The sequence below is a fragment of the Janthinobacterium sp. 64 genome, from assembly GCF_002813325.1.
Lineage (GTDB): Bacteria > Pseudomonadota > Gammaproteobacteria > Burkholderiales > Burkholderiaceae_D > Janthinobacterium.
Genome location: NZ_PHUG01000001.1, coordinates 583142 through 608801, shown reverse-complemented (window position 1 = coordinate 608801; position 25660 = coordinate 583142). Strand labels below are relative to the sequence as shown.

The following is a 25660-nucleotide window of genomic DNA, read 5'->3' as shown; positions in this document are numbered from 1 at the left end:
CTCGGCCAGCAAGCCTTGCAGCGAGGCGTAGCTACACCACACCTCGTCAATATTTTACAGGCTGCAGCGCTCGAAGCGGCCGTTGGCGCGATTGAAGTAATCGAGCACCATGCCGCATTCCCACAAGGCCACGATGCCGCGCCCGGCAATGGCCGAGGCACGCCACGCGCGCGCCTCCTGGCAAAGGTAGTCGAATGGCGCCACAACGCTATCGCCATCGAGATGACGCAGCATGGTTGCGCTGAGTCCCAGCGCATGCAGCACTTTGTTGTCGATCATTCGCACTTTACCTGATGTCATGTTCATTGGAGGTCTGTCGGCGGTATGCACGCTCAAACGCGGCCAGGCTCTCCGCCTGCGCCCACAGGCTGGCGATATAGTGAAATTCATCCTCGAACGGCTGCCCGAAATTCGGCACATCCGTCGCATATTCGCAATTACGGCTAAGCATGACCAGCCAGTCGGGATAAGCTAGCGCCGGGTACAAGCGGGTCAGGATGGCATCGAGCGACGACGCGCTTTCCCGCCCTGCGAGATAGGCGGCGCGCAGTTCGACGATGTATTTGCCGGCCAAGAACTGCTCGTCAAGCCGCTGCGCGCCCCGGTAGCGCGCGATGATCACCTCGGCCAGCGCCAGCGCCTCATCACGCCCCCGGGCGCTGGCCAGCAGCACGACCTCGAGGTCGTCACCTTCCTGGTCCAGGCGCAAACGCTCCACGGCCCAGTCCACGCAGCGGTCGGCATGCCCAAATCCCATGCGCAACTGGAAAACGGCGTTTTCAAGTTCTGTCAATTGTTCCATGTCTTTCCATCCAATGCCGCTGACGGCCGCGTCGTCCCCGAGCGGGCCTGAGCTTCATCGCACACCCGGGTTTCAAGCATTTGTTTCCCGCTTGCCCTGCATCTGCCGCATCTGCCGCCTTCGCCGCCAGATCATACTTGCCATCCACCTGGTAAATCGCGTATCGCCCACGACATAATCGCGGCGCAACTCCAGGCGCCCCCGCGTGATGCGCGACACTTCCGTCAAATCGTCGACCAGGTGCGTCATGTGGCCCACTTGCCGGCCCAGCACGTCCCGTGCCCAGCGTAGCTGCGGGTCGTCCAGTTGCTCCAGGCGCAGCACTTCGAGCTGGCGCATGGCGAGCAGGAATGCAAATTAACTTATTGCCAGCAACATCTTAGCATGCGCGGTTTGCCCCGGGCCAACGCCAATGGCGCTGGACAAACGCCTGAATACCAGGCCCATGCCTGGCGTTCCCTGTGCGCCGCCATGGCGCCTGCTGGCGGCAACAAGCCGGTTTCATGTTGAAGGTTTGTACCGCATGCGCGCTTTCTGGACTGTCATACACCGCTGGGCCGGTCTCACCATCGCCCTTTTCCTCATCGTGGCAGGCCTCACGGGCGCCGTCACGTCGTGGGACCATGAACCGTTCGTGCTCGACTACAACACCGTCTACAACGAGCCCGTCACGGCGCGGATCACGGACACGCGCGATTCGACGGCCATTTCCCTGCAATGTCCAGACATAAGCCTCTGATTTCTCTGTTTTTCCAAAATTTCCCATGGCAAAACAAACCAAGGCCCGAGTCTCCAGCCCGGGCACCTCGGGCCCAGCGGGCCTGAAAAATGCCCAGGGCAAGGCGCGCGGGCGCAGACAGTACGAATGTACGGCAAGCCCAAGCAACGCAGCCCTGGACATTTTCTCAGGCCTGCGATCCAGGCCCGCACTTAAACAGCGCTATCCCAAGGCGCCGACAACCTGACCGCGCAGTTGATGAGTCCCACCATCGAATACGTCTGCGGAAAGTTCCCCCACATTTCGCCCGTCACGGGATGCGTGTCTTCCGACAGCAAGCCCAGGTGGTTGCGCGCCAGCAGCATGGTCTCGAAGATTTTGCGCGCTTCGTCTTTCCTGCCGATGCGCGCCAGGGCGTCGATGCGCCAGAAGGTGCAGATGTTGAAGGCGGTCTCGGGCTTGCCAAAGTCGTCGGGCGCTTCGTAGCGGCGCATGTAGGGGCCGTCGCACAGCGACGCTTCCAGCGCGTCGACTGTCGCGATGAAACGGGGGTCCATGGGGTCGATGAAGTTGACTTCCGCCATCAGCAGGACGGACGCGTCGAGGTCGCGCCCGCCCAGGCTTTCCGCGAAGGCCTGGCGCTCCTCGCTCCACGCTTCGCGCAGCAGGCGCTCGCGGATCAGCACGGCGCGGCTGTTCCAGTGGTCGGCGCGGTCAGGCAAGCCCAGCTTATGCGCCACTTTCGCCAGGCGGTCGCAGGCGGCCCAGCTCATCAGCATGGACGAGGTATGGACCCTGGCGCGCGTGCGCAGCTCCCACATGCCCGCGTCCGGTTCCGCGTGCAGTTTGAAGGCCTGGTCGCCCACGGCTTCCAGCGCGGCGAACTCGGCTTTTCCCGCCCGGTGGAACAAACGGTGGTCGAGGAAAGCCTGCGCCGCGCCCAGCACGATATTGCCGTAGACATCGTGCTGGAAGTGTTCCTGCGCCTGGTTGCCCACGCGCACGGGACCGTTGCCGCGGTAGCCAGGCAAGTGGGCTAGCGTCGATTCGGGCAACTGCTCTTCCAGGCCGATGCCGTACAGGGGCTGGATGTGGCCGCCTTTCGAGCGGGCGACGATGTTCGTCAGCCAGCGCAAATACTCTTCCATCGTGCCCACTTCCGACAGGCTGTTCAATGCGCGCACGACGAAGAAGGCGTCGCGCAGCCAGCAATAGCGGTAATCCCAGTTGCGGCTGCTGCCGGGCGCTTCCGGAATGCTCGTCGTCATGGCGGCGATGATGGCGCCCGTGTCTTCATATAAAGACAGTTTCAAGGTGATGGCCGCGCGGATGACCACGTCCTGCCATTCCAGCGGCACGGCCAGGCGGCGCGTGTAGGTACGCCAATAGTTGATGGTTTCCTTTTCGAAGATGCGCGCCGTCTCGTCGATGCCGCCGGCCAGGGTTTCGTCGGGGCCCAGCAGGAAGTTGGCCGTGCCTCCCAGCACGAAATACGTTTCGCTCAATACATAGTTCAGCGAAACATCCGTGTTCAGGCGCAAGGTCTGTTCCGGCCCCACATAGCGGATGTGGTGGCTGCCCTGCGTGATTTGCGGCGCCAGCCTGCCCCAGTCGTAGCGGGGGCGCAGGCGCACGCGGATGCGCACGGCGTGGTCGAGCGGGCGCACGCGGCGGATCAGCATCAGCGGGCGGAACATGCGGTCGCGGCTGAGGAATCGGGGCGCGAAATCCGTGATTTCCACGCCGCGCCCCTGCGTATCGTACAGGCGCGTGCGCAGCACGGCCGTGTTCGGCTCGTAAAATTGCTCGCTGCGGGCGAAATTCTCGATGTCGATGGCCCAGACGCTGCCGTTTTCCGTCGCGTCCAGCAAGCCGTTGAAGACGGGGTCGCCATCGAAACGGGGCAGGCACGACCAGACGACTTGCCCTGCCTGGTCGATCAGGGCGCTGAAGGCGCAATTGCCCACCACGCCGCAGTTGAGGGACGCTTGCGCGGGCGCGCCGCCGGGAATGTCATCAGTTGTCATCATCTGCTCCTTCTGGGGATAGGGACGCGGCCAGCAGCGCCGTGCGCAAGGCGCCCGGGCTGGCCAGGCGCAGGGTGGCGGCGCTGGGGCCCTTGCCCACTTTCACGCCCTGCCCGCCTGCTTGTTGTACAAAGGCAAAGCCTGCCTCGTCGGTGGTGTCATCGCCCGCGAACACGGGCCGGCGGCCCTTGAATGGAGCCTCGGCCATGAAGGCGGCGATGGCGCCACCCTTGTCCGTGGCGGCCGGCTTGGCTTCCAGAACCATTTTGCCATGCAACAGCAATACCCCCGGGCACGCTTGCACGGCTGCCGTCATTTCCTGCAAGCACAGCTGTTCCAGTTCCGGCGCCAGCCGGTAATGCAGGGCCACGGCGCCGCGCTTGTGTTCCACCAGCAAGCCGGGATATATTGCCGCCAGCGCCTGCGCGCGCGCCAGCATGGGAGATACATCGGGCGTGGCCGCCACGTGAAACTGGCCATCGGCGCCACGCCGCTCCACGCCGTGCACGCCGGCCACGGGCAGGGTCAAGGGCGCCAGCATGGCATCGATCTGGGCGATGGGACGCCCGGAAATGAGGGCCAGCGCGCCGCCATGCCAGCGCGCCAGCAGCATCAGCGCGTCGACCACGCCCGCTTCCAGGCGCACGCCGTCAGGCGTGGGCGCCAGGTCGACCAGGGTGCCGTCGAAGTCGAGGAAGACGGCTGTGCCGGGCGCACTGAGCAGTTGCAGCAAGGCCGCGCTATCGTCAAGAGTCTGCGTCATCAGAGCCCCTTGCGCCGCTTGATGCGGCTGTGGGCATCGATCTTCGTCATGACCTTGTCGCGCTGGCGCAGACGGGCGGCATCGAGCAGCATGCGCCCCGCCCAGCGGTAGACATTGAAATGTTTGACTCTCGCCCGCATGCTCTTCATGCGCTCGCGCTGCTCCACGGGCGGCATCACGAGGGCACGGTACAACGCATCGGCGCCCTGCTCGATGTGGTAGGGGTTGATGATCAGCGCTTCATGCAGCTCGCGCGCGGCGCCCGTGAACTGGCTCAGCACCAGCACGCCCAGCTCGTCGTCGCGCGCGGCGATGAATTCCTTGGCCACCAGATTCATGCCGTCATGCAAGCTCGTCACCATGCACACCTCGGAAGCGCGGAAATAGCGCTGCAAGTCGTCCTGGCCATGGTGCTCGGCTTTCAGCAAGATGGGCACATAGTTGCCGCTGCCGAAGCGGCGGTTGATGCGCTCGACCATCTTGCGCACCCGGGCGTCGAAACTTTGATATTCGTCAAGCGAAGCGCGGCTGGGGGCGGCGATTTGCACGAAAGTAAAGTTGCCCACCATGCCGGGCTGCTGTTCCAGCATGCGCTCGACGGCCTGGAAGCGCTCGACGATGCCTTTCGTATAATCGAGGCGGTCCACGCCGATGCCCAGCAAGTGGTCGGCAGATACGCCCAGTTCGCTGCGGATTTGCGCACGGCAGGTGGCCACGTCGGGCTGGTCCGGATTGTCGTCCGGCCACGCGATGGAAATCGGATAATCCTCGACCTGCGTCATCTCGCCGCCGTAGGAAATCGTGGAAGCCTCTGGCTCGATGCGCGTTTCCAGGTAGCGGTCCACCGTTTCAAGGAAATTCTTGCGGTGAAATGGCGTGTGGAAGCCAAGAATCGTGCTGCCCAGCAAGCCGTCGAGGATTTCTTCCCGCCATGGGCAAATGCCGAACGATTCCGAGTTCGGCCAGGGTATATGCCAGAAAGTAATAATCGTCGCCTTCGGCAAGGCTTCGCGCACCATGCGCGGCAGCAAGGCAAAGTGGTAATCCTGCACCAGCACGACGGGGTTGTCCGCCTTCGCTTCGGCGATCACGGCGTCGGCAAAGCGCCGGTTGACTTTCACATACTGCTCCCAGTCGGACGAGCGGAACACGGGGCGCACGTGGGCGATATGGCACAGCGGCCACATGCCTTCATTGGCGAAGCCATAATAGTAACCCTGCTCTTCCTCATCCGTCAGCCAGACGCGGCGCAAGGTATAGCTGGGGTTGTCGGGCGGCACGGGCACGTGATCGAGCTTATCGACCGTCTCGCGGTCGGCGGAACCGGCGCCATGTGCGATCCACGTGCCGGAGCACGCGCGCATCACAGCTTCCACGGCCGTCACCAGGCCGCTGGCCGGGCGCTGCACCGCTATCCCCTCTTCCGTTTTGGTGTGGATGTACGGTTCGCGGTTCGACACGACGAGCACCTGGTCGCCCTGCAAGTCCGCTTCCAGCAAGGCGCGCAGCTTGTCCGGCGTCCAGTCGGACGACCAGCCGTTATCGCCCTGGCGTTCCAGGTGGTATTCCTGCAGCAATTCACGCAAGTCGCCGATCAGCGGCTGCATTTCCGGCGGCGGCGCGGGTACGGCGGCGGGTGCGGCGGCGGCCACTGCGCCATTACTTTTCGGCAGCAACTCGCCCCGTAAAATATCCTTGACGGCCGCCAGCCAGCCGCGCCAGCTCAGGTGCGCAACGAACACGGTCATCAGGGAAATCAGCACGGCCAGCACGGCCAGGAAGGCAAAGATAAAACGTTTGGTATCGGTATTGCGGCGCTCGACAAAGCTCATGTCCTGCACCAGCACCAGACGGCCCAGCTGCGATGCGTCCTGCATCACGGGCGTTTCGCTGATGTGGACCTGGCCTTGCGGTAATTGCGCCAGGGATTTGTACAAGCCGCCCGTGGCAGGCGTGCTCCAGCAACCGATGGAAGCGGGGTATTGCGCGGACTGGTACAGCAAGTGGCCCGCGTTGTCGCAAAAGCCGATGGCGATCAGGCGTTCGTCGCGCGTGGCGCCCTGGAATAGTTCTTTGACGCGGGTGGCGTCTTGCGCGGGCAGGTATTCGGTGAGCGAGGGCCGGAGGGTTCCAGCGAGCAATTCCGCCCGGCTGTCGAGATCGCGCACATACCAGCGCAGGGTGATGTTGTCGAGCAGGGGTACCACGATATAAGCAAACAGTCCCAGCACCAGGGCCAGCGGCAGGATGAAGCGCAAGGACATTCGGAGTGATCGTACTATCATCGTTTTCCTTTGCAAAAACAAAAAGCATGGCAAGTATGACTATGTTTCCATTGCGGCGACGCCCGCTTGCTTTGCGTATTGAAACGTCAACGTGGCATGGCGCAGCGCAGCAATTTCGTCCAGTATCCACCTTGACGCAAGTCTTATCCGTACGGCAACGCACGCCCCCGTTACGCCATCTGCCCGTAAAATACCCGCTTCCGACATCCATTTCACCAATACACAAGGAGTTTTCGCCTATGGATCTCAGCACGTTCCACTCGCTGATGGGAGGCCCGCTGCGCTCGGCGCTGACCGTGCTCGTTTCCGCCCTGCTCGTCACCGTGGTCGCCATCGGCGTGCACCGGGCCGGCATCGGCTTGCTAAAAAGACTGGCCAATGGCCGCCCGTTCACCACCAACGCCACGCGCGTGGCCTTCCGCGCCAGCCAACTGTGCGTGATCGTCTTCGGCCTGCGCATGGTGCTGGCCGGCGCGCCCGACGACACGCCTGGCCTGGTCGCCATGTCGCACATGGCCAGCGTGGCGCTGATCATCGCGCTGACCTGGCTGGCCATGCAATGCATCCAGGCCCTCTCCATCACGATTTCCGAAGTCAATCCCGTCGATGTGGCCGACAACCTGCGCGCGCGCCGCCTGATCACCCAGGCCCGCGTGCTCACGCGCAGCGCGCACGCCATCGTGGTCATCCTGGGCCTGGCCTTCGTGCTGCTGACCCTGCCCGGCGCGCGGCAGATCGGCGCCAGCCTGCTGGCCTCGGCCGGTGTGGCGGGCCTGGTGGCCGGTATCGCTGCCCGTCCCGTGCTCGGCAATTTCATTGCTGGGCTGCAAATTGCGTTTTCGCAACCGATCCGCATCGATGACGTGCTGATCGTCAATGGCGAATGGGGCAAGGTCGAGGAAATCAAGGGCACGTATGTGGTCGTGCGCGTGTGGGACGAGCGGCGCCTGATCGTGCCGCTGCAATGGTTCATTGAAAATCCGTTCGAAAACTGGACCCACAGCTCGTCCACACTGCTGGGCACGGTGTTCCTGTGGCTCGATTTCAGCATCCCGCTCGAACCGCTGCGGGCGGAACTGGCGCGCATCTGCGAGTCCGCCACGCAATGGGATGGCCGCGTCTGCACGGTGCAGGCGACGGATTCGAACGAGCGGGCCGTGCGCGTGCGCTTTCTGATCAGCGCGGCAGATTCGGGCCTGGCCTTCGAACTGCGCTGCCTCGTGCGCGAGCAGATGCTGGCCTTCATCACCACCCACTACCCGCACGGCCTGCCCCGCTTGCGCTCCACCCACGACCCCATCGAACTGCACACGATGCAGGCGCAGAACGACAGCGTGTCGCTGCACAAAGCCTGAAAAACCTGCGGCGCGCTGCCCTGGCCCGTGCGCCGCTAGAATAAGGCGCATGAGCACCACCGCCTGGTTCATCCTGATCGGCTGCCTGATGCTGGCGCGCGGCCTGGGCGCCGACGGCATCGCGCGCCTGCCATTGACTTCGGCCATGGCTTACCTGGGCGTGGGCCTGCTGCTAGGGCCCATGTTCCTCGGCCTGTTTGCCTTCGACCTGGTGCGGCAGGCGCCCCTGCTGGAAACCCTGACGGAAATCGCCGTCCTCATCTCGCTGTTTTCCGCCGGCGTCAAGATGCCCGTGCCGTTCAGCCTGGCGCGCTGGCTGCCGCCACTGCGCCTGGCGTGGCTGTCGATGGCCATTTCCGTTGCCCTGGTGGCGGCCTTTGCGTGCCTGGTGCTGGGCTTGCCCCTGGGCGCGGGCGTGCTGCTGGGCGCCATCCTCGCGCCCACCGACCCCGTGCTGGCCACCGACGTGCAGCTGCGCCATGCGGGCGACAGCGAGCAGTTGCGCTTCATCCTGACCAGCGAGGCGGGCATGAACGATGGCAGCGGCTTTCCTTTCGTCATGCTGGGCCTGGGCTTGCTGGGCCTGCATGAACTGGGGCCGCACGGCGCCACCTGGCTGTGGCGCGATCTGGTCTGGGCCAGCGCGGGCGCCATCGCCCTGGGCGCGGCCGGCGGGGCGCTGCTGGCCTGGCTGGGCTGGCAGGTGCGGGCCAAGGAACCGAAACACGCCATGCTGGACGACCTGGCGGCGCTGGGCTTGATCGCGCTCGTGTATGGCGTGGCCGCATGGCTGCACGCGTGGGGCTTTCTGGCCGTGTTCTTTGCCGGCGTGGCCCTGCGCCAGACGGAACTGCGGCTGGCCGGCGCACCGAAAGACCGGCAAGGCTTGCTGCAGGCCGAGGACACCCATGCCGTGTCCGCCGCCAAGCCGCACGACAGCGAGAAGCCGCTGACCGTCAGCGGCGAATCGCTCGTCTTCAAGGAACACCTGGAACGCCTGTCCGAACTGACCCTGGTGCTGCTGCTCGGTGGCGCCGTCACGGCCGCCGCCTGGAGCTGGCAGGCGTGGAGCGTGGCGCTGTTCCTGCTGCTGGTGGCGCGCCCGGCCAGCGTGATGCTCGGCTTGCTGGCTTCGGGCACCAGCGTGCGCCTGCGGGGCCTGGCCGCATGGTTCGGCGTGCGCGGCATCGGCTCGCTGTACTACCTCAGCTATGCCATCGCGCACGGCTTGCCGCGCCCCCTGGCGCGCGAACTGGCCGACATCACCCTGGTTGTCGTCATCGTCTCCATCGTCGCGCACGGCCTGACGGTCAAGCCTTTGCTGGAACGCTACTGGCGCAAATAACGGGTGCAAATAGGCACCGGCCAGCCCCCTTTGCCATTGCTGTAAAGCAATGTTTTGTCAATTGCCCCTATGACGGGCGAAAATATTGTTAAGATCATTAAAAATGGCAAAAGAAAGAAGCGATGAAACGAAGAAGCGTGCTGGGACTGGGCGTCTCACTGGCCCTGCTGCAAACGGGCTGCGCCACCGATCCGGCCAGGCTGGCGTGGGAAACGGAATTTGACGGCTTCATGCGCGATGGCCTGGCCCGCACGGAAACGCCGGGCATGAGCGTGGCCGTGGTGCGGGGCGAACAGACCATCTTCGCGCGCGGCTATGGCTGGGCCGATATCCAGGGCGGCAAAAAGGCCGATGCCAACACGGTGTTCCATGTCGCCTCCGTCAGCAAGCTCGTCACGGCCACGGCCGTCATGATGCTGCTGGAACAGGGCGCCTTCCAGCTCGACGACAAGGTGGCGGCCTATCTAGATTTCCCGCTCATGCATCCGAAGTTTCCCGACGTGCCCATCACCTTTCGCCATTTGCTCAATCACACCTCGGGCATTTCCGATGCCGTGTACGACAAGACGACGGCGTTTGCCGTGCAGGGCGACCCGCGATTGCCGCTGCGCGACTTCGTCAAGGGCTATCTGTCGCGCGGCGGCGCCTGGTATGACGCGGATGTGTCGTTTGCGGCACGGCCCGGCACGGAATGGCGCTACAGCAATGTCGGTATTGCCCTGCTCGGCTATCTGGTGGGCCGGCTGAACCCCGATGGGCTCGACGCCTTTGCGCAAGAGCACCTGTTCGAACCGCTGGGCATGGACAGCACGGCCTGGAATTTGGCCGGCTTGCCGCGGCGCGCCGTCGTCGCCCAGCCGTACGCGCACAAGGAACCGGGCCTGCAAGTGCTGCCGCCCGTCGGCTATCCGGACTGGCCGGCCGGCTTGCTGCGCAGCTCGGCGCATGACTTTGCGCGTTTCCTGGCCATTTTCAGCAATGGCGGCCGGGTCGATGGCCACCGCTACCTGCAAGATGCCACCCTGCAATTGTTTTTTGCCCCGCAGACGGCCCCCGTCGTGCCTGCCGATTCGTCCGTGCGGCAAGCGCTGGTGTGGCTGCTGCGCGATGTCGACGGCAAGCCGCTGGCCACGCACAGCGGCGGCGACCCGGGCGCCGCGTCCGTCGTCTGCGTCGACCGCGCCAGCAGGACGGCCGTGCTGGCTTTTGCCAACGTCAGCGCCGACAAGGAATTTCGTTCATTTCAGAAAGAAGTCGTGCTGCGCCTGCTCGCGCATGGGGGCAGCGGCGCGCAAGCGAGGTAGGCATGCGCCTTGTGTGAGCGGGCGCACGGTAGCGTACAAGCAAGAAAGTATGCTGTGCTGGTCAGACTTGACACTCAACGAGGAGACCAGCATGACGAACCGCATCGGCAACAAGGACGTGGCGCAACAGCGCAGCAAGAGTGAAAAAGCCCGCATCAAGGCGCAGAACATCGCCAGCGAGGCGGTCAAGCGGGCCGAGGCCAGGGCCAGATACCGCAACGCCGTCAAGGGACAAGCGGGCCAGCCGGGCCAGCCCGCTCCTGCTGGCTAGGCGCCGAACCAGCCGCGCAATTTCTCGGCGGCCCGTTCCTTGACGTCGGCCGTGATGTAGGTGGCGACCGTGGCGACGGCCGCCGCCAGCACGGCCAGGTCATCCGCATAGCCGACCACGGGCGTGATGTCGGGAATCGCATCGATGGGCGAAATGAAATAGCCGAGCGCGCCATAGATGGCCGTCTTGGCCCACAGCGGCGTATTCGGCTGCTGCGCCGCGTAGTACAGCCACAGGGCTTTTTCGATGACTTCGCGTCCCGCCGTCTTGGCGAACTTGACGACCTTGTCCCAGAAGCTGTCATCCGTGTATTTCTTTTCATACTGCTTGTCGGCTTGGGGGGCGTGGTCTTCTTCCAGATTCTTTTTTCTGCCAAACATCTGCTGCTCCTGTCTGCCGCGCACGGCGTTACGAATGCGCACCTTAGCATAACGGCGCGCCGGGTGCGCGGCGTGCAAGGTAAGCTCTCGCCATGGAAATATCCGCCACCACCACGGCACGCGCGGCCGGCCTGCGCTACACGGGCGACCATCAACGCGGCATCGCCCGCTTGGGCAAGCCCGGCAAATTCCGCTACCGCGACGGGGACGGCCATATCGTGCGCGATGCCACCACCCTGGCGCGCATCAAGGCACTGGCCATTCCACCGGCCTGGACGGACGTGTGGATCTGCCCGCACGCCAACGGCCACCTGCAGGCGACGGGACGCGATGCGCGCGGCCGAAAACAGTACCGCTACCATGCCCGCTGGCGCCAGGTGCGCGACGAAGTGAAATACGAGCGCATGCTCAGCTTTGGCCGCGCCCTGCCCGCCATCCGCGCCGCCGTCGCGCGCGGCATGCAGTTGCCCGGTTTGCCCCGTGAAAAAGTGCTGGCCACCATCGTGCATCTGCTGGAATTGACGATGATGCGCATCGGCAATGAAGAATACGCGCGCGCCAACAAATCGTTCGGCCTGACCACCCTGCGCACGCGCCACGTGCAGGTCGACGGCAGCGCCGTGGCCTTCCACTTCAAGGGCAAGAGCGGCGTGCGCCACGCTATCCGCCTCAGCGACCGGCGCCTGGCCACAGTGCTGCAGCGCATGCGCGAACTGCCGGGGCAGGAACTGTTTCAATATGTCGATGAGGATGGCGCGCGCCATGGCGTCGATTCGGGCGACGTCAACGATTATCTGCGCGAGGTAACGGGCGAAGACTACACGGCCAAGGATTTCCGCACCTGGTCCGGCACCCTGCTGGCCGCGCTGGCCCTGCAGGCGTTCGAACAGGTCGATTCCGATGCGCAAGCGAAGAAAAACATCGTGCAGGCGATCGAGTCCGTGGCTAAGAAGCTGGGCAACACGCCGACGATCTGCCGCAAGTGCTATGTGCACCCGGCCGTGCTGGAATCGTATCTGGATGGCAGTTTATGGGAAGGCATGCGCGCGCGGGCGCGGGAACGGTTACGGGAAGAGCTGCCGGCGCTGGCGCCGGAGGAAGCGGCCGTGCTGGCCTTGCTGCAGCAGCGGCTGAAGGCTGGCGTCAAGCCTGGCGCGCGGGCTGGCGCTGGCACTGTGCCGACAGTGTAAGAGCATCGCTGCCGCAGATGGGCAAGGCGCCATGGCCCACATCGCGGGCAACGGGGGCCGGTACGGCATCGCTGTTCTGCGCCTCGCCCGCAGTCATCCAGGTTGCCGCCAGGGTTGAGACGGTGAACAGGCAGATCAGCAGGAACGGCTTGTTCAAATGACTGGGCTTGGCTGGCTTGGACATCGCATACTCCATCGGACTGGTTGATTGTTGCAGCATGGACACGATCATCGCGTGTTTCCGCAAGGCATACAATCAGACAGTTTCGACAAGACGGGTAGGACAGCGCTGACAAGCTCAGCAATAAGGTCCCGTGTCGGAAGATTTGACACCGGCTCCCGCCCGCATCAGTCAAGCCCTTGTTTTTACAGCATAATTTTTACGGGAACGCTTCCTGCTTGGCCTCATGCCTGGGCACGCTTGGCGCCAGTCAACAGGGGAACGATCATGAGCTTCATCAAACAGGCGCTGCTGGCGCTGCTGCTGTGCGCGATGTCTGCCGCGCACGCCACCAGCATTGGCTACACGGCAACATCGCTGGGCGGCACGCAGTGGCGCTACGACTATACGGTCAGCAATACCACGCTGGCCGTACCCATCGCCGAATTTACCTTGTTCTTCAGCGTGGGCCAGTACGCCAACCTGCACAGCATCTCCACGCTGCCAGGCTGGGACGTGCTGCTGGTGCAGCCAGACCCAGCCATTCCAGGCGACGGCTACCTCGACGCGCTGGTGCTGGCCGGCGGCATCGCGCCCGGCGGCACGGCCACGGGCTTTTCCGTCACCTTCGATTACCTGGGCGCGGGCAGCCCCGGCGCCCAGCCGTTTTCCATCCTCGACCCTGTCTCCTTCATCGAGCTCGAGGCGGGCATCACGCAGCCGGCCGCCGTCGCCCTGCCCTCCACCCCATGGCTGTTGCTGGCGGGCATACTGGCCATGGCCTGCCTGCGGCGCCGGCAACTGGCGTGCGCCGCGCTGGCCACAGGGCTGGCAATGGGCCTGTGCGCCTGCGGCGGGCCGAACGATCCCACGCAAGCACCCGCGCCAAAGGTCATGCTGGCCGCCGCCGCGACCAGCACCACCGCCCAGGCCGCCGGAGACCTGGAAGTGACCTTGCTGGAAAAAGTGGCCGAGCAGCGCGTCAGCCGCACGGCCTGGGACTACACCTATCGCGTGCACATCCGCAACAATGGCGGCGAGACGGCCAGTAATGTGCAAGCCGTGCTGGCCAGCGCCCCGGCGGGCAGCACCATCATCGATGGCGAGGTGCTGGCCGGCAACATCGGCGCGGGCGCCACCGTCACGCCCACCGACACCATCACCGTACGCATCGAGCGCAACATCCCCTTCCAGAGCGCCGGTCTGACGTGGACCTTCAGCACCGGCGCCGGCATCGTCCTCGACCCCGTGCGGCCCGCGCAAGTGGTGACGCTGTCGCTGGCCGAGCTGGGTTTGACGGACGGCGCCGACAGCGTCAAGGTCAGCGGCGCCGTCACGGACGTGCTGCTGCAGGACGGCAGCCTGCGCTTTTCCACGCCCGGCGACACGGGCGTGGACCAGCATGCGCAATTTTCCCTCGGCAAGGGCGGCAAGACCACCACCCTGGACCTGCTGATCCAGACGGCACTGCCCACGGCCGTGGAGACCTATGTGGAAGCGGACGACGATGGCAACCTGCCCGCCACCGCGCCCGTGCTGGCCATCACGGGACTGGGGCCGAACAACCGCCTGCAGCCGGGCGCCCTGGCGTTCCGCCTGATGGGCGCGGCCCCGATGGCGCTGCAGGACGACAGCGACGGCCTGCTGTCGGTCCCTAATGGCCTGACCATCAGCCTCAAGCCCTACTGGACGTTCGATGCGGCCAGCGGCACCTTCAGCATCAGCGCCACGGCCATGCAGCAACTGCTGGCATCCTTGCCCAACGGCAGCTATGACCTGAACCTCAATGTCGTCTCGCAGGATGGCGAATTCACGGCCAGCTATGCCTTGATCGTCATCAAGTCCGGCATCGTGCTGCAAGGACAGTTGCGCACGCCGGCAGGCGGCAATGCCACGGGGTTGGCCGGCAAGAAGATGTTATTGGCTGGCTACAACCACCACCAGCGCCAGGTGGCCGTGGTCGACGCCACGGGCGCTTTCCACTTCGATGGCGTGCTGCCCGATACCTACCAGCTGACCTTGAACGACCTCGTCCACCCGAACGTGGTCAGCGTCAGCGCCGTCGTGTTTGAGAACAGCAGCAATGTCAATGTCGGCATCGTCTACCCGTACGGGGCCGGCCTGGCCCTGCGCGCCACGGCGCAGACCTATACCGCCGGCAGCGTCACGCAGGATGGCGCCGGGCCACCCGTGCGCGAGGTGCCCGCCAGATCCCGTGCCGCCGGCGACGTCACGCCGCAGGATGACGTGGACAGCAAGACCTTCACGGCCACGGCGGCCGCGCAAAACCAGACCATCACCACGCCCGTCAGCTTCACGGTGCCAAAAGGCACGAAAAACGTGGGCGTGAAAATCACCGTCAGCACGGCCGAGTACCCCGTCTACACGACGGCGCAAAGCCAGTACAACGATACCTGGTCGTACGCCGTGACGGGGCTGCCAGGGGTCAACCTGGCCGCCACGGGCGCCGTCAACCAGACGCACTACACGCAGGGCAGCATCGTCAGGACGGAATGCGTCGACGTCAGCAAGCAAACCAAGGAGGGGGCGTTGAGCCTGGGCGGCAACGTCAGCGCCACGAATATCGGCGACAGCGCCCTGGCCACCGTGACGACGGTGGAACTGAGCCTCGCGTGCAAGGGTTTGAAGGTGACGCAGGCGAAGTTCAGCTCGCCGAACCAGGCCGCCCATCCCGTGCTGCAGCCGATCAAGCTGACGGGCAATCTGGCGGGGCCGTATGTATCCGTCTCGCAAGGCGCGGCCACGGCCACGCACACCTTGCCGCTGGAATTGCACTACACGCCAGCGGCGGCGACGATTACGGAAGTCAACATCGGCATCTCGTCGGGCGGCGGCGATCCCGCCTTCAGCACGGAGAATTTATTGTCCCAGACGAATACCAAGACTGCCGGCACAGTGAAATTCCCCAGCCTGGTGCTGCCCGCCTTTGCCGGCGCCAAGCTCGACAAGAAGGCCGTCGTCACGCTGCGACTGAAAGGCAGCATCGACAATGTCGATGCCAGCTCCGACCCTGCCGAAGGGGGGCAAGTGGAGTTCAAGGGCGACACGGCCTACACCCCCCTGTACCTGGCCAACGACGAGGCGGCGCTGGCGGCGCGGCGCTACGGCACGCGCGATGCGGGCGGCGATTCGTGGGCCACACGCCTGGCCATCGCCTGGCTGGCGGGCAAGCCCTACCGCTTCGACGACATCAGCGGCCAGCACGTGACGCAGACGGCAACGGGCCGTTCCATCCTCGGCCACAGCGGCCACAGCGACGGCCAGCAGATCGATTTGCGCTACGCGGACGGCGCGGGCGGCTACACGGACGCGCTGGGCGGCCAGAACGATGGCGCCGCCATTCAGCAGCTGATCAATGCCGCGAAGGCGGAAGTGGCGGCCAACCCCGCGCAAAAGCCGAAACTGGCCACCCTGCTGGCGTGGATCGCGGCGAACCGCGCCATGCTGGCCCAGGAAGCGGCGCCGGCCAGCACGCGCGTCATCTACATCGGCCCCAGCTTCGTCAAGCTGGCCCTCGTCGACGGGCGTTTTTCCGCCGCGCCGGCCGACAAGATCCCCGGCGCCGGCGAGTGGAACAAGCCGATCAAAGTGCACATCGAGAAGGGACACCTGAGCCACTGGCACATCAGCCTGACGGCCCATCCTTGAGCAGGGTCAGGCGGGAAGATCGGACAGTTCCAGCTCCGAAAAGCCCGCCCGGCGCCGCGCTTCCAGGTTGAACGGGCCGCGCAGGGTGGGCGCTTCGTAGCGCAGCGCAAGCTCGGCATACGTGGCGCGCAATTCCAGGCCCCTTTGATCGCACAGGTAGCCATACCAGCGGTTGCCGATCTCGACGTGCCCCACTTCATCGCGCAGGATGATGTCGAGGATGGCGGCGGCGGCCATGTCGCCCGCCTGCGCCAGCTTGGCGCGCAGCGGCGGAATCGCGTCGAGGCCCCGCGCTTCCAGGGTGCGCGGCACCAGCGCCATGCGCGCCAGCACGTCGCCGCGCGTCTTGTCGACCATTTCCCACAGGCTGTCGTGGCCGGGGAAGTCGCCATACGTGTGGCCCAGCACCTGCAAATGCGCCTGCAGCATGGCAAAGTGCGTGGCCTCTTCCTTCGCCACGCGCAGCCAGTCCGTGTAGTAATCAAAGGGCAAGTCCGGGAAGCGCCACAGGGCGTCCAGCGCCAGATTCATCGCATTGAACTCGATGTGCGCGAGCGCGTGGACCAGCATGGCGCGCCCTTCCGGCGTGATCATCGAACGCCGCCCCACGAGGCGCGGCGGCACCAGTTCCGGACGCTCGGGGCGGCCTGGCACGGGGCCGGTGGGCGCCAGCGGCGCCTGCGCATCGAGCGCAAGCTGCGCTTCGGCCATGGCCGCCACCATCGCCACCTTGGTTGCCGGGTCCGGTTCGAGCAGGCAGGCCAGCGCATATGCGCGCAGCTCTCGTGGCGGCGTGGAGGTCAGTGGAGGTGGATGCATGGGACTGCTTTCTGGCGCGTTGCTTGGTAAGGCGCGCAGTGTATCAAATTGCCTGCCCCAGCAGCCAGTCGAACAAGGCCTGCACTCTTGCCGGCAGCGCGGCGCGCCCGCTGTGCACGAGGTAATACGCCTGCGGGCTGGCCAAGGAAAAATCGCCGAACGGCAAAACCAGTTGGCCGCTGTCGACCCACGGCTGCACCAGCTGGCGCCGGCCCATGGCCACGCCCGCGTGGTGGATGGCCGCTTGCGCGCACAGGTCGGCGCGGTCAAAGCGCAGGCTGCGCGTGGGCAAGGTCACCTCGGGCGCCTGCCCGTCCAGCCACAGCCGCCACTCGGCATCGGGCGCGCAGGCGGGCCAGGCCAGGGTGTCGTGCAGCACCGTCGCGCCAGGCAAGTTGTGTGGCGCATCCAGCAAGCCGTGCTCGCGCGCATAGTCGGGACTGCACACGGGCGCCAGCCATTCGCCCATCAGCTTGCGCGAGGCCAGGCCGGGAAAGCTGCCGTCGCCATAGTGCAGGGCCAGGTCGACCTGACCGGCGCGAAAGTCCACGCTTTCATTGCCCACGCGCAAGTCAATCGACACGTCCGGATATTGCGCTGCGAACCCTGCCAGGCGCGGCACCAGCCAGCATTGGGCGATGGACGGGCGCGCATGCACGGTGAGGCTGCCCGTGAGCGTGTCGCCGCCGGCCAGCGCCACCTGCAAGCCATCCCAGCCAATTTGCAGGGCGGCGAAGATGCGTTCGCCGTCGGCCGTCAGCTTGACTTGCCGCGTCAGGCGCTGGAACAGCCGCAAACCCAGGCTGCTTTCCAGCCGCGCGATGCGATGACTGACGGCGCTGGGCGTGAGCGCCAGTTCCTGCGCCGCCAGCGCAAAGCTGGCATGGCGCGCCGCCACGAGAAAGGTGTGCAGGTTGGCGAACTGGCTGGCCGTCAGCGTTGTCGTGAGCGCCGCGCCGGCCGGCATCAGGCGGCTCCGGCCGCCAGCAGCGCGCGGCCACGCGCCACGTAGGCGTCCATTTCCACCTGCGGCACCATGCTGCCGCCCGTGCCCCACACCAGATGCGTGGCCTGGGCCAGATTCAGTTGATATTGCGGTGCGGCCAGCACGGGCTTGATGCCCGCGAAACCGGCCACGGCGGACGGTTCCAGGCGCAGCTGCTCCGTTTGCTCCAGCGTCGCCAGCAAGCGGTACAGTTCTTCATCCGTGACGGTGGCGTAGCCGTCGATCAACCGCTGCATGGCGCGTCCGACGAAGCCGGACGGGCGTCCCACGGCCAGGCCATCGGCAGCCGTCAGGTTGTCGATGCCGATTTCCTGCACGCTGATGCCATCGTGCAAGCCCGTGTGCACGCCCAGCAGCATGCACGGCGAGTGGGTCGGCTCGACGAAGACGCAGTGGACGGCATCGCCAAAGGCCAGCTTCAAGCCGAAGGCCACGCCGCCGGGGCCGCCGCCCACGCCGCACGGCAGGTAGACGAACAGCGGGTGCTGCGCATCGACCGCGACGCCAGCCGCCGCAAATTGTGCTTTCAGCCGCTGGCCAGCCACCGCATAGCCGAGGAACAGATCGTGCGAGTTTTCATCGTCGACGAAGTGGCAGGTCGGATCGTTTTCCGCCTGTTTGCGTCCCGCTTCCACGGCCACGCTGTAGTCGGTCGCGTATTCGACGACGGTGACGCCATGGCTGCGCAATTTATCCTTCTTCCATTGCCGCGCGTCGGCCGACATGTGCACGGTGGCGCGAAAGCCCAGGCGCGCGCTCATGATGCCGATCGACAAGCCCAGATTGCCCGTGGAGCCGACGGCGATCGCATACTGGCCAAAGAAGGCGCGCACGGCGTCGCTGGCCAGCAGGCTGTAATCGTCGCCCTCGTTCAGCAAACCGGCGTCCAGCGCCAGCGTTTCCGCATGTTTCAGCACTTCATAAATGCCGCCACGCGCCTTGATGGAGCCGGAAATGGGCAAATGGCTGTCCTGCTTGAGCCATAGCTGACCGCTCGTCATGCTTGATGCCAAATCCAGCGCCGCCTGCATGGCGGGCAGCGGCACGACGGGCGACTCGATGATGCCGCCGCTGGCCTGCGTCTCCGGAAAGGCCCTGGCCAGATAGGGCGCAAAGCGCGCCAGGCGTGCGCTGGCGTTGGCCACGTCAGCCGCCGTCAAGCCCACGTCATTCAAGGCCTCGGCAGCGGGGGCGATGGCGGGATTGAACCAGCTCAAGGGCTGCAAGGCCATCAGTTCTGTAATCAGGGGAAATTTTTCGCGCAGCGCGGCGATGGCGGAAGTGGGCAGCATGGCAAGCTCGTGTAGGAACAAGCCATGATTAGACCGCATCCTGACGCCGCTGGCAAACGATGCTTGATCAGGCAATGGGTGATCAACCGTCATCTATCGAAGCCCTGATGGCTCAGTGACCTACCCAGGGATAGCTGTCCGCACTCGCGCGGGTACGAACAGCCAGGCATCAGGCGCGCTGGCGAGCAAGTCTGCGCTGCCAGAGGATGTGGGGGACGTTGATCCGCGTCTGGACGCTGCCATTCCATTCGGTCACAAAACCATGGCGCTGCACAATACATCGTCCAGGCATTCATTTACCGCGCGGCTATCATAGAAACCGGACCATACCCAGCTTTTGATCTGCTCTGCGAGATACAATTCATCGTCGTTCACGCCTGCCCTCTCCCATTATCAAGCCAGTGTTTATTCCACCTTATCCATCAAGATAGCTGCTCTCAGGGAAGTACTGATCCATTCGCTTTCGCAGCGAGTTTGGCGCACCCAATATCACAATAGTCTATTGCGGGCTGACCGATACCTACTTCGTTTGTGGTAGAGTATAGTGTTGGCAATAAAGCATTCTGGCGTTTTTTAAAATAATGTAAAAGGGTAAACATGGAATCGAAGGATATTGAGATATCCAAGGAGATTGGACAATGTTTGTATAGCATTGCTCCAGAGGATACAAAAATAATTTTGATGATTGCCGCACTCTCTCCCGAGGGCGATGTCAGTCAGTTTGAATTTTATTCGAACAACGGCATCAATGAGAGCGATTTTTCCATCAGTGATTCCGATACGATGAAACTCCATTACTTATTTAAAGCACATCAGAGATTTATGGTTTCCAATAATCAGCCTGCATGGACACGTTGCGAATTTACGGTAAATGTTGACACCAGTAAATTCTCTATGGAACTGGCTTATGAGGAGGATGCATTCAGAGATGGTTCGCTGCGATGATTTATAGGTAAATTCCCATTGGCATGGTGATGTTATGTCGAAATGGCGAACCCTGGTTTAATTTGTTCATGATGAACCAGCAGTAAATCCACTTATGCTTTCAAGGGGGGAAAAACCGGCTTCATGCCATACCCGAGCAGCGACCGGTCCATGCCGTCAGAGAGCGGACTGCCCAGCGTGGAGGAACGAAAATCTTTAAATGCGATCATGTGCGCCTTTTGATTAAGTCAACGTCATTTCAGCAGATAAAACCTTCGGCCTCCGCTATCGCACCCATGTGCGCCAAACGCCTGAAGCAGGCGCCAGAAAGCATAACAAATTACCGGCGAGACCGGCGGACGCCTTCCGCTTCCCGCAGCGGCAGCAGGAAGGCGCCAATTCTGACTGCCGGGCTTAGAACTTCAGCTGCAGCCCCAGATCAATCGACCTGCCCTCGGCCGGCAAGGCTTGCAGCGCGCCGCCGTTTGCCTTCAGGCCCGACAGATACACGCCACCGAGCGGGTCCGCATACGCGCGGTTGAACAGGTTGCTGACACCGGCGCTCAGGCTGGCCATCTTGTTCAATGCCACGCTGCTGCGCAGGTTGACGAGCGCGTAGCCGCCCGTTTCCGGTTCGAAGCGGCGCGCATCGATCTTGTCCTTGCGGGCCACGATCTTCGTTTCGATGCGGCTGCTCCAGGCGCCCAGCTTGTGCTCGACGGCGAGCAAGGCGTTGAACGGCATCATGCGGTACAGGTCACCGCCATCGCTGCGCTTGCCCCGCGTGTAAGCGGCATTGCCCGTCGCCATGAAGCTGCCCCAGCGCGCGCTGCTGGCCAGCGGCAACTGCCACGCTACGTTGGCACCGTACAACTTGGCGTCGTGATTGGCAAAGCGCAGCAAGTTGCCGTTGGCGCCCATTTTCATGTACGGGTGGAAAGACGCCAGCACGTCGACGTCGATGTAATTGTCGACCTTGCTGTAGTAGGGATTGACGCGCAGGAACCAGCCCTCCTCGCCGCCGCCATGCCAGTCTGCCGTGAACGCGGCCGTATAAGCCGTCTCGGGTTTCAGGTCGATATTGCCCACATAGCCGTTGCCATCGCCAAACCAGTTGGTCATGGTCATGGCCATCGAGCCGCGGCCCCAGGAATAACGCTCGTACAGATTCGGCGAGCGCACCTTGCGCGCCAGCGCGAATTCATAGCTGCTGGCCGCGTCTGGCGTGAACGTGGCTTGCGCCGAGGCATCGATATTCGTGTCGCGCTGGCTGCGGCTGCGCGCATTGAAGGCCCTGGCGGCCATCAGGTCCGGCATGTTCATCATGTTGGTGCCGTACGATTGCACGTCGCCCGCATCCATGCGCACCGATTCGCCGCGCAAGCCCAGCACGCTCGTCCAGCGCGCATCATGGCGCGTTTCCAGTTCGCCAAACAGTACGGTGCGGTCGCGCTTGCCGTCGTTGATGTTCAGATAGGTGCGCGGCCCCATCATCATGGAACCAGGCACGGCTGGCCAGTAATCGTCGAGGCGGAAACCGTGCCACTCCTGGCCCAGGCGCAACTCGCCCGCAGCCGTCGGCAGGCTGGTCATCAACGCATAGCCCGTATTGCGGCCGTGCGTGATCATCGGCATCGAACCCTTGCGCTCGGGCGAGAAAAAGCCCATTTCGTGGTCCGTCTGCTGCCAGTAGGCGCGCGCGTCGAGCACGCCCCAAGCGAATTCGCCTTTGTAAGCGAGATTGGCGAACTGGCCATGGTTGTCCGTCATGTCCATGTACTGGTTGGGAAAACCCTGGTAGGGGATGTGCTGCACGCCGGCGCGCAGGGTCAGCTGCTGGCCATCGCGCTTGGCCGCCAGCACGATGGCCTGGTTGATGCTTTCAAACATGCTGGCCAGTACTTTGTTGTCGTGACCATCTTCATAGCTGTGGCCGCGCGTATAGGCGCCGCTGTAGCCGACGCTCAAGCTGTCGCTGGCAGCCGAGGCGTTCACGCTGGTCGCCACGCTGTTGTTGACGCTGCGGCCCGACACGGCAAAGCTGCCTTGCGTGAGCAGGCCCGCACCGGGCTGGGCGAACACGGGCGCGTTCGATTGCACTTCGATGGTGCCGCCGATGCTGTCGCCGCCCGCGCTGACGGGTGTCACGCCCGCGATCAGGCGAATGCGCTGCACCTGCTGCGGATCGATGTAGGACAGCGGCGCATTCATGTGGTTGGCGCAGGCGGACGTCAATTCCATGCCATCGATGCGGATCTTGATGCGGTCATCAGCAAAGCCATTCACGACGGGCAAGCCGGACACGCCGCCACCGGCCGCCACGCTGTAGCCGGGCGTGCTCGACAGCATTAAGGCCGTGTCGGCGGCGGGACGGTAGCCGTCGCCGATGGCCGTGACGATGACTTTCATTTCAGGCAGGACCTGTTCAGTGCGCGTTTGCGCCACGGCGGGCATGGCGATGGCGAGGGAAATCAATAACGGTAAATGTTTCATGGTGCTGCTTTCAGATTCTGTAGAGGTAAAACGAACAGGCGCAAGCGCAGCACAGCACATTGCAGCGCGGCACAAGGTAGTTCAGGAAAGGGACAGATCAGAAAGCGGCGGGCGGGCCACGGGGCTGGACGGGCGTCCAGGCAAACAGGGGCGTGGCGGATTGGTAGAACAGCGTGGGCAGCAAGCCCGTGAGGATTTCTCCGGAAGCGAGCACGAGTGTCGTGGGCGGCATCGACAAGGTGCCGGCGTGCATGCTGCAGCAGGGGCAATCGCCCACGCGCATGCTGCCCTTGGAGGTATCGGCCGTATCCGTGGAGAATGTTGCGGGCAACATGTTCATGCCCCCCGCCACAGAACAGATTTCCAGGCTGGGCACGGCCAGGCCGCTGGCGACCGTCAGCGCGCGCGACACCGTAGGGGCGAGCGTGGCCAGGAAGATGGCGATACAGGCGATCCACAGGACGATGCCGGCCTTGCTTTTGCTGATGAACATGGCAACATTGTATCAGCGCCGATCACCCGTGGACAGCGCGCAAGTCAAGCCTTACAGATCCACCTTCATCGACAGCTTGATGGCGCGCGGCGCACCGGAGGCCAGGCGTGTGCCGGCACCGGCCCAGTAGCGCTTGTCGGCCGCGTTTTCCACGTTCAGCTGCCACACGACGGCCTTGTCCAGCACGCGGCTCGCGTAGCGGGCGCCCGCGCTGAACAGGCTCACCCCGCCGAGGAAGGCCTGGTTCAGGTCGTTGACGGGACGGGCGCTGTAGTAATACGCACCGCCGTTGACGGACAGGCCCGGCACGGCGTCGAACGCGTAGGCGAGAAAGGCGCTGGCCGTGCGTTTCGACGCGTTTTCCGGCGCCTTGCCGTTGTAGTCGGCGTTGATGTGCGCAAAGCGTGGGTCGAGGAACTGGGCCGAGGTCTGCCACGACAGCTGGCGCGTCAGCTTGCCCTGGGTCGACAGTTCCAGGCCACGGTAGCGCTGTTCGCCGTCCGACGTGAACACATTGCCGGCATTCGTGTAATAGCCGGGGCGCGTGATGTCGAACAAGGCGGCGGAGAGCAAGGTGCCGCCAGGCGTCAGCCAGCGCGCGCCCAGTTCCTTTTGTTGACTCACCCCCGGCGCCATCTTGACGCCCTGGTTGACGGTGCCCGTCGGGCCCGTTTCGCCCTCCTCCAGCCCGCGCGCCGTGGACGCATAGAACGACAGCTCGGGCGTGGCCTTGTAGATCAACGAGGCCATCGGCGTCGTCTTGCTGACGTCGTAGTGGCTGGCGCCCTGGTCGCTTTGATAGCTGCTGCGGCGCACGCCGATGACGCTTTGCCATTGCTGGCTGAAAACCATGCGGTCGAGCGCGTACAAGCCCGTGTCGCGCGTGTCGAGCGCAGCCGTCGTCGGCGACGTCGGCTTGGGACCGAACACGACATTCGTCACGGGGAGCGGGTTGTACAGGTTTTGCGAGGCGATTGTGTAATTGCTCTGGTAAATAGCATCTTGCGACTTGTCCGTGCGCGAGGCGCCCAGAGTCAGCTCGTGGGCAATGAAGCCCGTATGAAAATTGCCGGCCAGTTCCGCGCGCAGCAAGTCCGACGCCATCACGCTGTGCTGGATATTGCCCGTGATGCGGCCCGCGCCCGTGGCCAGCGCGGCCGCGTTGTTCAGGCGGAAGATCGCCAGGCGGCGGTCGCGCGCCGTTTCCGAGTGGCCCGCCTCCACCGTCAGGGCCCAGCCATCGGCGATGGCATAGTCGGCGCGCAATTGCGCGTTTTTCGTTTGTGCTTCGAAATTCGACCAGTCGGGGCCGATCAGCTGGCGCGGATCGACGGCGTGCGGCAAGCGGATCACGCCTTTCACGGCCGTGGGCAAGGCCACGCCCGCCTGCTCCGTCACTCTGCGGTGCGCGTATTCCAGGTCGGCCTTGAGCAGCAATTTGTTGGTTACTCTCCAGTCGAGCGCCGTGGAAAGGAAGCGGCGGTTGCCATTGCCGACATGGTCCAGGTAGGAACCCAGGGTGCCGCCAGCGGCATTCACGCGCACGCCGAATTCCTGCTGCGCGCCAAAGCGGCGGCCCACGTCGACGTTCGCCACGACACTGCCACGGTCGTCGAGGCTCAGACCCATGCTCGTGACGGGCTGGCTGCCAGCCCGCTTGGTGACGAAATTGACGACGCCGGCCGGCGAGGTAAAACCGTAGTACAGGGCCGAGGCGCCCTTCAGCACTTCCACCCTTTCCTTGTTTTCCATGGGCACTTGCGAGAAGTTCATGATGGGCAGGGAACCGTTGAGGCGGTAATTCGTGCGGTTTTCCACGGCGATGCCGCGTATCACCAGTTGATCCCACGTCTCTCCCCCGTTTTGCTGACGCGTCACGCCGGCCGTATTGCGCACGGCGTCGTACAGGCCGGACACGGCTTGCTGCTCCAGCAATTCGCGCGTGATCACGTTGACGGTCGATGGCACGTCCATGATGCTGGCGCCACGGAAACTGCCCGCCTCCGTGGTGAGCGGCACCAGCCCTTGCGCGCGGGCGCCCGTCACTTGCACGGCTTGCATGACTTTCTCATCGCCAACCGTCAGATCGTCCTGGCCGCTGGCCGCATTGGCCGCCAGCACGGCGTGGGAAGCGAAGGCCAGCGACAAGGCGGCGGCGACGGGAAGCAAGCGGGTACGAGGAGTGACGACAGGCATGACATCGGGCTTTCAATATATACAGGTGGAAACTTACGGTTAGCGGCCATGATACTCGTAATGAGAATCATTATCAAGAAAAGGTGAGTTTGTGTGAGTTTTATAGAAGAAACTACCTCCCTCAGGCGCCTGTTATCACTTGAACACGTTTGGATTTTGCAGACGAGG

Annotated in this window: 22 protein-coding genes and 1 pseudogene; 8 read left to right on the top strand and 15 right to left on the bottom strand. The window is 64.1% G+C overall.

Features of this window, described 5'->3' with window-relative positions:
- Positions 1–54: 54 nt before the first annotated feature.
- The 3 genes from CLU91_RS02590 to CLU91_RS02580 all read right to left on the bottom strand — a co-directional run bounded on the left by CLU91_RS02590 (position 55) and on the right by CLU91_RS02580 (position 1141).
- Positions 55–279 (bottom strand): hypothetical protein, encoded by a 225-nt coding sequence (locus CLU91_RS02590; protein WP_100872858.1) that lies wholly within the window; start codon positions 277–279, stop codon positions 55–57.
- A 7-nt stretch (positions 280–286) separates the two neighbouring features.
- Entirely contained in the window at positions 287–802 is a 516-nt protein-coding gene (locus tag CLU91_RS02585) for a hypothetical protein (protein WP_100872857.1), read from the bottom strand.
- A gap of 72 nt (positions 803–874) precedes the next feature.
- Positions 875–1141 (bottom strand): hypothetical protein, encoded by a 267-nt coding sequence (locus CLU91_RS02580; RefSeq protein WP_100872856.1) that lies wholly within the window; start codon positions 1139–1141, stop codon positions 875–877.
- A gap of 184 nt (positions 1142–1325) precedes the next feature.
- Between CLU91_RS02580 and CLU91_RS02575 the strand changes: the two are divergent.
- Positions 1326–1517 (top strand): annotated as a pseudogene (locus CLU91_RS02575) (PepSY domain-containing protein); the annotation flags it as partial.
- Between the two features lie 215 nt (positions 1518–1732).
- On the opposite strand, the gene CLU91_RS02570 reads toward CLU91_RS02575, so the two are convergent.
- Genes CLU91_RS02570 through CLU91_RS02560 form a run of 3 tightly spaced genes read right to left on the bottom strand, consistent with a single transcriptional unit; the run spans position 1733 to position 6574 of the window.
- A complete protein-coding gene (locus CLU91_RS02570) occupies positions 1733–3550 on the bottom strand; it encodes a glycoside hydrolase family 15 protein (protein WP_100872855.1) in 1818 nt (605 codons plus the stop codon).
- The gene (gene otsB, locus CLU91_RS02565) at positions 3537–4310 is read right to left on the bottom strand and encodes a trehalose-phosphatase (RefSeq protein WP_100872854.1); all 774 of its coding nucleotides are present in this window, start codon (positions 4308–4310) and stop codon (positions 3537–3539) included. Before otsB ends, CLU91_RS02570 begins: the two co-directional genes overlap by 14 nt.
- Positions 4310–6574: an alpha,alpha-trehalose-phosphate synthase (UDP-forming) gene (locus CLU91_RS02560; RefSeq protein ID WP_100872853.1), complete on the bottom strand. Its 2265-nt coding sequence runs from the start codon at positions 6572–6574 to the stop codon at positions 4310–4312. Before CLU91_RS02560 ends, otsB begins: the two co-directional genes overlap by 1 nt.
- Before the next feature lie 260 nt (positions 6575–6834).
- Here CLU91_RS02560 and CLU91_RS02555 point away from each other — a divergent pair, with 260 nt between their 5' ends.
- From CLU91_RS02555 to CLU91_RS02540, 4 genes are all read left to right on the top strand, one after another.
- Positions 6835–7950, top strand: a complete 1116-nt coding sequence (locus CLU91_RS02555; RefSeq protein ID WP_100872852.1) for a mechanosensitive ion channel family protein — start codon at positions 6835–6837, stop codon at positions 7948–7950.
- A gap of 49 nt (positions 7951–7999) precedes the next feature.
- Complete coding sequence (locus tag CLU91_RS02550) at positions 8000–9295, top strand: cation:proton antiporter (protein WP_100872851.1); 1296 nt, start codon at positions 8000–8002, stop codon at positions 9293–9295.
- A gap of 122 nt (positions 9296–9417) precedes the next feature.
- Complete coding sequence (locus CLU91_RS02545) at positions 9418–10599, top strand: serine hydrolase domain-containing protein (protein ID WP_100872850.1); 1182 nt, start codon at positions 9418–9420, stop codon at positions 10597–10599.
- 91 nt (positions 10600–10690) lie between these two features.
- A complete protein-coding gene (locus tag CLU91_RS02540; RefSeq protein ID WP_100872849.1) occupies positions 10691–10870 on the top strand; it encodes a hypothetical protein in 180 nt (59 codons plus the stop codon).
- On the opposite strand, the gene CLU91_RS02535 is transcribed toward CLU91_RS02540, so the two are convergent.
- Positions 10867–11250 (bottom strand): YkvA family protein, encoded by a 384-nt coding sequence (locus CLU91_RS02535; protein ID WP_099664192.1) that lies wholly within the window; start codon positions 11248–11250, stop codon positions 10867–10869. The two genes, CLU91_RS02540 and CLU91_RS02535, sit on opposite strands and share 4 nt — an antisense overlap.
- Before the next feature lie 92 nt (positions 11251–11342).
- Between CLU91_RS02535 and CLU91_RS02530 the strand changes: the two genes are divergently transcribed.
- Positions 11343–12440, top strand: a complete 1098-nt coding sequence (locus CLU91_RS02530) for a DNA topoisomerase IB (RefSeq protein WP_100872848.1) — start codon at positions 11343–11345, stop codon at positions 12438–12440.
- Here the strand turns inward: CLU91_RS02530 and CLU91_RS02525 are convergent.
- On the bottom strand, positions 12394–12660 hold the full coding sequence (locus tag CLU91_RS02525; RefSeq protein WP_157814551.1) for a hypothetical protein: 267 nt from the start codon (positions 12658–12660) through the stop codon (positions 12394–12396). The two genes, CLU91_RS02530 and CLU91_RS02525, sit on opposite strands and share 47 nt — an antisense overlap.
- A gap of 228 nt (positions 12661–12888) precedes the next feature.
- Between CLU91_RS02525 and CLU91_RS02520 the strand changes: the two genes are divergently transcribed.
- Positions 12889–16269 (top strand): hypothetical protein, encoded by a 3381-nt coding sequence (locus CLU91_RS02520; protein WP_100872846.1) that lies wholly within the window; start codon positions 12889–12891, stop codon positions 16267–16269.
- 6 nt (positions 16270–16275) lie between these two features.
- Here CLU91_RS02520 and CLU91_RS02515 read toward each other — a convergent pair whose 3' ends face one another.
- From CLU91_RS02515 to CLU91_RS28795, 4 genes are all read right to left on the bottom strand, one after another.
- Positions 16276–17088 (bottom strand): ferritin-like domain-containing protein, encoded by an 813-nt coding sequence (locus CLU91_RS02515; RefSeq protein ID WP_092716372.1) that lies wholly within the window; start codon positions 17086–17088, stop codon positions 16276–16278.
- Positions 17089–17131: 43 nt separating this feature from the next.
- Positions 17132–18055 (bottom strand): DNA-binding transcriptional regulator DsdC, encoded by a 924-nt coding sequence (gene dsdC / locus CLU91_RS02510; RefSeq protein WP_100872845.1) that lies wholly within the window; start codon positions 18053–18055, stop codon positions 17132–17134.
- Entirely contained in the window at positions 18055–19386 is a 1332-nt protein-coding gene (locus CLU91_RS02505) for a D-serine ammonia-lyase (protein WP_100872844.1), read from the bottom strand. Before CLU91_RS02505 ends, dsdC begins: the two co-directional genes overlap by 1 nt.
- A gap of 169 nt (positions 19387–19555) precedes the next feature.
- Positions 19556–19678 carry a DUF6891 domain-containing protein gene (locus CLU91_RS28795; RefSeq protein WP_442906398.1) on the bottom strand — a complete coding sequence of 41 codons (123 nt, stop codon included), beginning with the start codon at positions 19676–19678 and terminating at the stop codon, positions 19556–19558.
- A gap of 305 nt (positions 19679–19983) precedes the next feature.
- Between CLU91_RS28795 and CLU91_RS02500 the strand changes: the two genes are divergently transcribed.
- Positions 19984–20331 carry a hypothetical protein gene (locus CLU91_RS02500; protein ID WP_100872843.1) on the top strand — a complete coding sequence of 116 codons (348 nt, stop codon included), beginning with the start codon at positions 19984–19986 and terminating at the stop codon, positions 20329–20331.
- A gap of 393 nt (positions 20332–20724) precedes the next feature.
- Here the strand turns inward: CLU91_RS02500 and CLU91_RS02495 are convergent, their stop codons facing one another.
- From CLU91_RS02495 to CLU91_RS02485, 3 genes are all read right to left on the bottom strand, one after another.
- Positions 20725–22803, bottom strand: coding sequence for a TonB-dependent receptor (locus tag CLU91_RS02495; protein WP_100872842.1), 2079 nt, complete (start codon positions 22801–22803; stop codon positions 20725–20727).
- A 97-nt stretch (positions 22804–22900) separates the two neighbouring features.
- Positions 22901–23296, bottom strand: a complete 396-nt coding sequence (locus tag CLU91_RS02490; protein ID WP_100872841.1) for a DUF2946 domain-containing protein — start codon at positions 23294–23296, stop codon at positions 22901–22903.
- Between the two features lie 51 nt (positions 23297–23347).
- Entirely contained in the window at positions 23348–25492 is a 2145-nt protein-coding gene (locus tag CLU91_RS02485) for a TonB-dependent siderophore receptor (RefSeq protein WP_100872840.1), read from the bottom strand.
- Positions 25493–25660 lie beyond the last annotated feature (168 nt).

Coding starts and splice junctions, on each gene's coding strand:
- CLU91_RS02590 (WP_100872858.1), bottom strand. CDS start 279: ATGATCGACAACAAAGTGCTGCATGCGCTGGGACTCAGCGCAACCATG.
- CLU91_RS02585 (WP_100872857.1), bottom strand. CDS start 802: ATGGAACAATTGACAGAACTTGAAAACGCCGTTTTCCAGTTGCGCATG.
- CLU91_RS02580 (WP_100872856.1), bottom strand. CDS start 1,141: ATGCGCCAGCTCGAAGTGCTGCGCCTGGAGCAACTGGACGACCCGCAG.
- CLU91_RS02570 (WP_100872855.1), bottom strand. CDS start 3,550: ATGATGACAACTGATGACATTCCCGGCGGCGCGCCCGCGCAAGCGTCC.
- otsB (WP_100872854.1), bottom strand. CDS start 4,310: ATGACGCAGACTCTTGACGATAGCGCGGCCTTGCTGCAACTGCTCAGT.
- CLU91_RS02560 (WP_100872853.1), bottom strand. CDS start 6,574: ATGTCCTTGCGCTTCATCCTGCCGCTGGCCCTGGTGCTGGGACTGTTT.
- CLU91_RS02555 (WP_100872852.1), top strand. CDS start 6,835: ATGGATCTCAGCACGTTCCACTCGCTGATGGGAGGCCCGCTGCGCTCG.
- CLU91_RS02550 (WP_100872851.1), top strand. CDS start 8,000: ATGAGCACCACCGCCTGGTTCATCCTGATCGGCTGCCTGATGCTGGCG.
- CLU91_RS02545 (WP_100872850.1), top strand. CDS start 9,418: ATGAAACGAAGAAGCGTGCTGGGACTGGGCGTCTCACTGGCCCTGCTG.
- CLU91_RS02540 (WP_100872849.1), top strand. CDS start 10,691: ATGACGAACCGCATCGGCAACAAGGACGTGGCGCAACAGCGCAGCAAG.
- CLU91_RS02535 (WP_099664192.1), bottom strand. CDS start 11,250: ATGTTTGGCAGAAAAAAGAATCTGGAAGAAGACCACGCCCCCCAAGCC.
- CLU91_RS02530 (WP_100872848.1), top strand. CDS start 11,343: ATGGAAATATCCGCCACCACCACGGCACGCGCGGCCGGCCTGCGCTAC.
- CLU91_RS02525 (WP_157814551.1), bottom strand. CDS start 12,660: ATGCTGCAACAATCAACCAGTCCGATGGAGTATGCGATGTCCAAGCCA.
- CLU91_RS02520 (WP_100872846.1), top strand. CDS start 12,889: ATGAGCTTCATCAAACAGGCGCTGCTGGCGCTGCTGCTGTGCGCGATG.
- CLU91_RS02515 (WP_092716372.1), bottom strand. CDS start 17,088: ATGCATCCACCTCCACTGACCTCCACGCCGCCACGAGAGCTGCGCGCA.
- dsdC (WP_100872845.1), bottom strand. CDS start 18,055: ATGCCGGCCGGCGCGGCGCTCACGACAACGCTGACGGCCAGCCAGTTC.
- CLU91_RS02505 (WP_100872844.1), bottom strand. CDS start 19,386: ATGCTGCCCACTTCCGCCATCGCCGCGCTGCGCGAAAAATTTCCCCTG.
- CLU91_RS28795 (WP_442906398.1), bottom strand. CDS start 19,678: ATGCCTGGACGATGTATTGTGCAGCGCCATGGTTTTGTGACCGAATGG.
- CLU91_RS02500 (WP_100872843.1), top strand. CDS start 19,984: ATGGAATCGAAGGATATTGAGATATCCAAGGAGATTGGACAATGTTTG.
- CLU91_RS02495 (WP_100872842.1), bottom strand. CDS start 22,803: ATGAAACATTTACCGTTATTGATTTCCCTCGCCATCGCCATGCCCGCC.
- CLU91_RS02490 (WP_100872841.1), bottom strand. CDS start 23,296: ATGTTCATCAGCAAAAGCAAGGCCGGCATCGTCCTGTGGATCGCCTGT.
- CLU91_RS02485 (WP_100872840.1), bottom strand. CDS start 25,492: ATGCCTGTCGTCACTCCTCGTACCCGCTTGCTTCCCGTCGCCGCCGCC.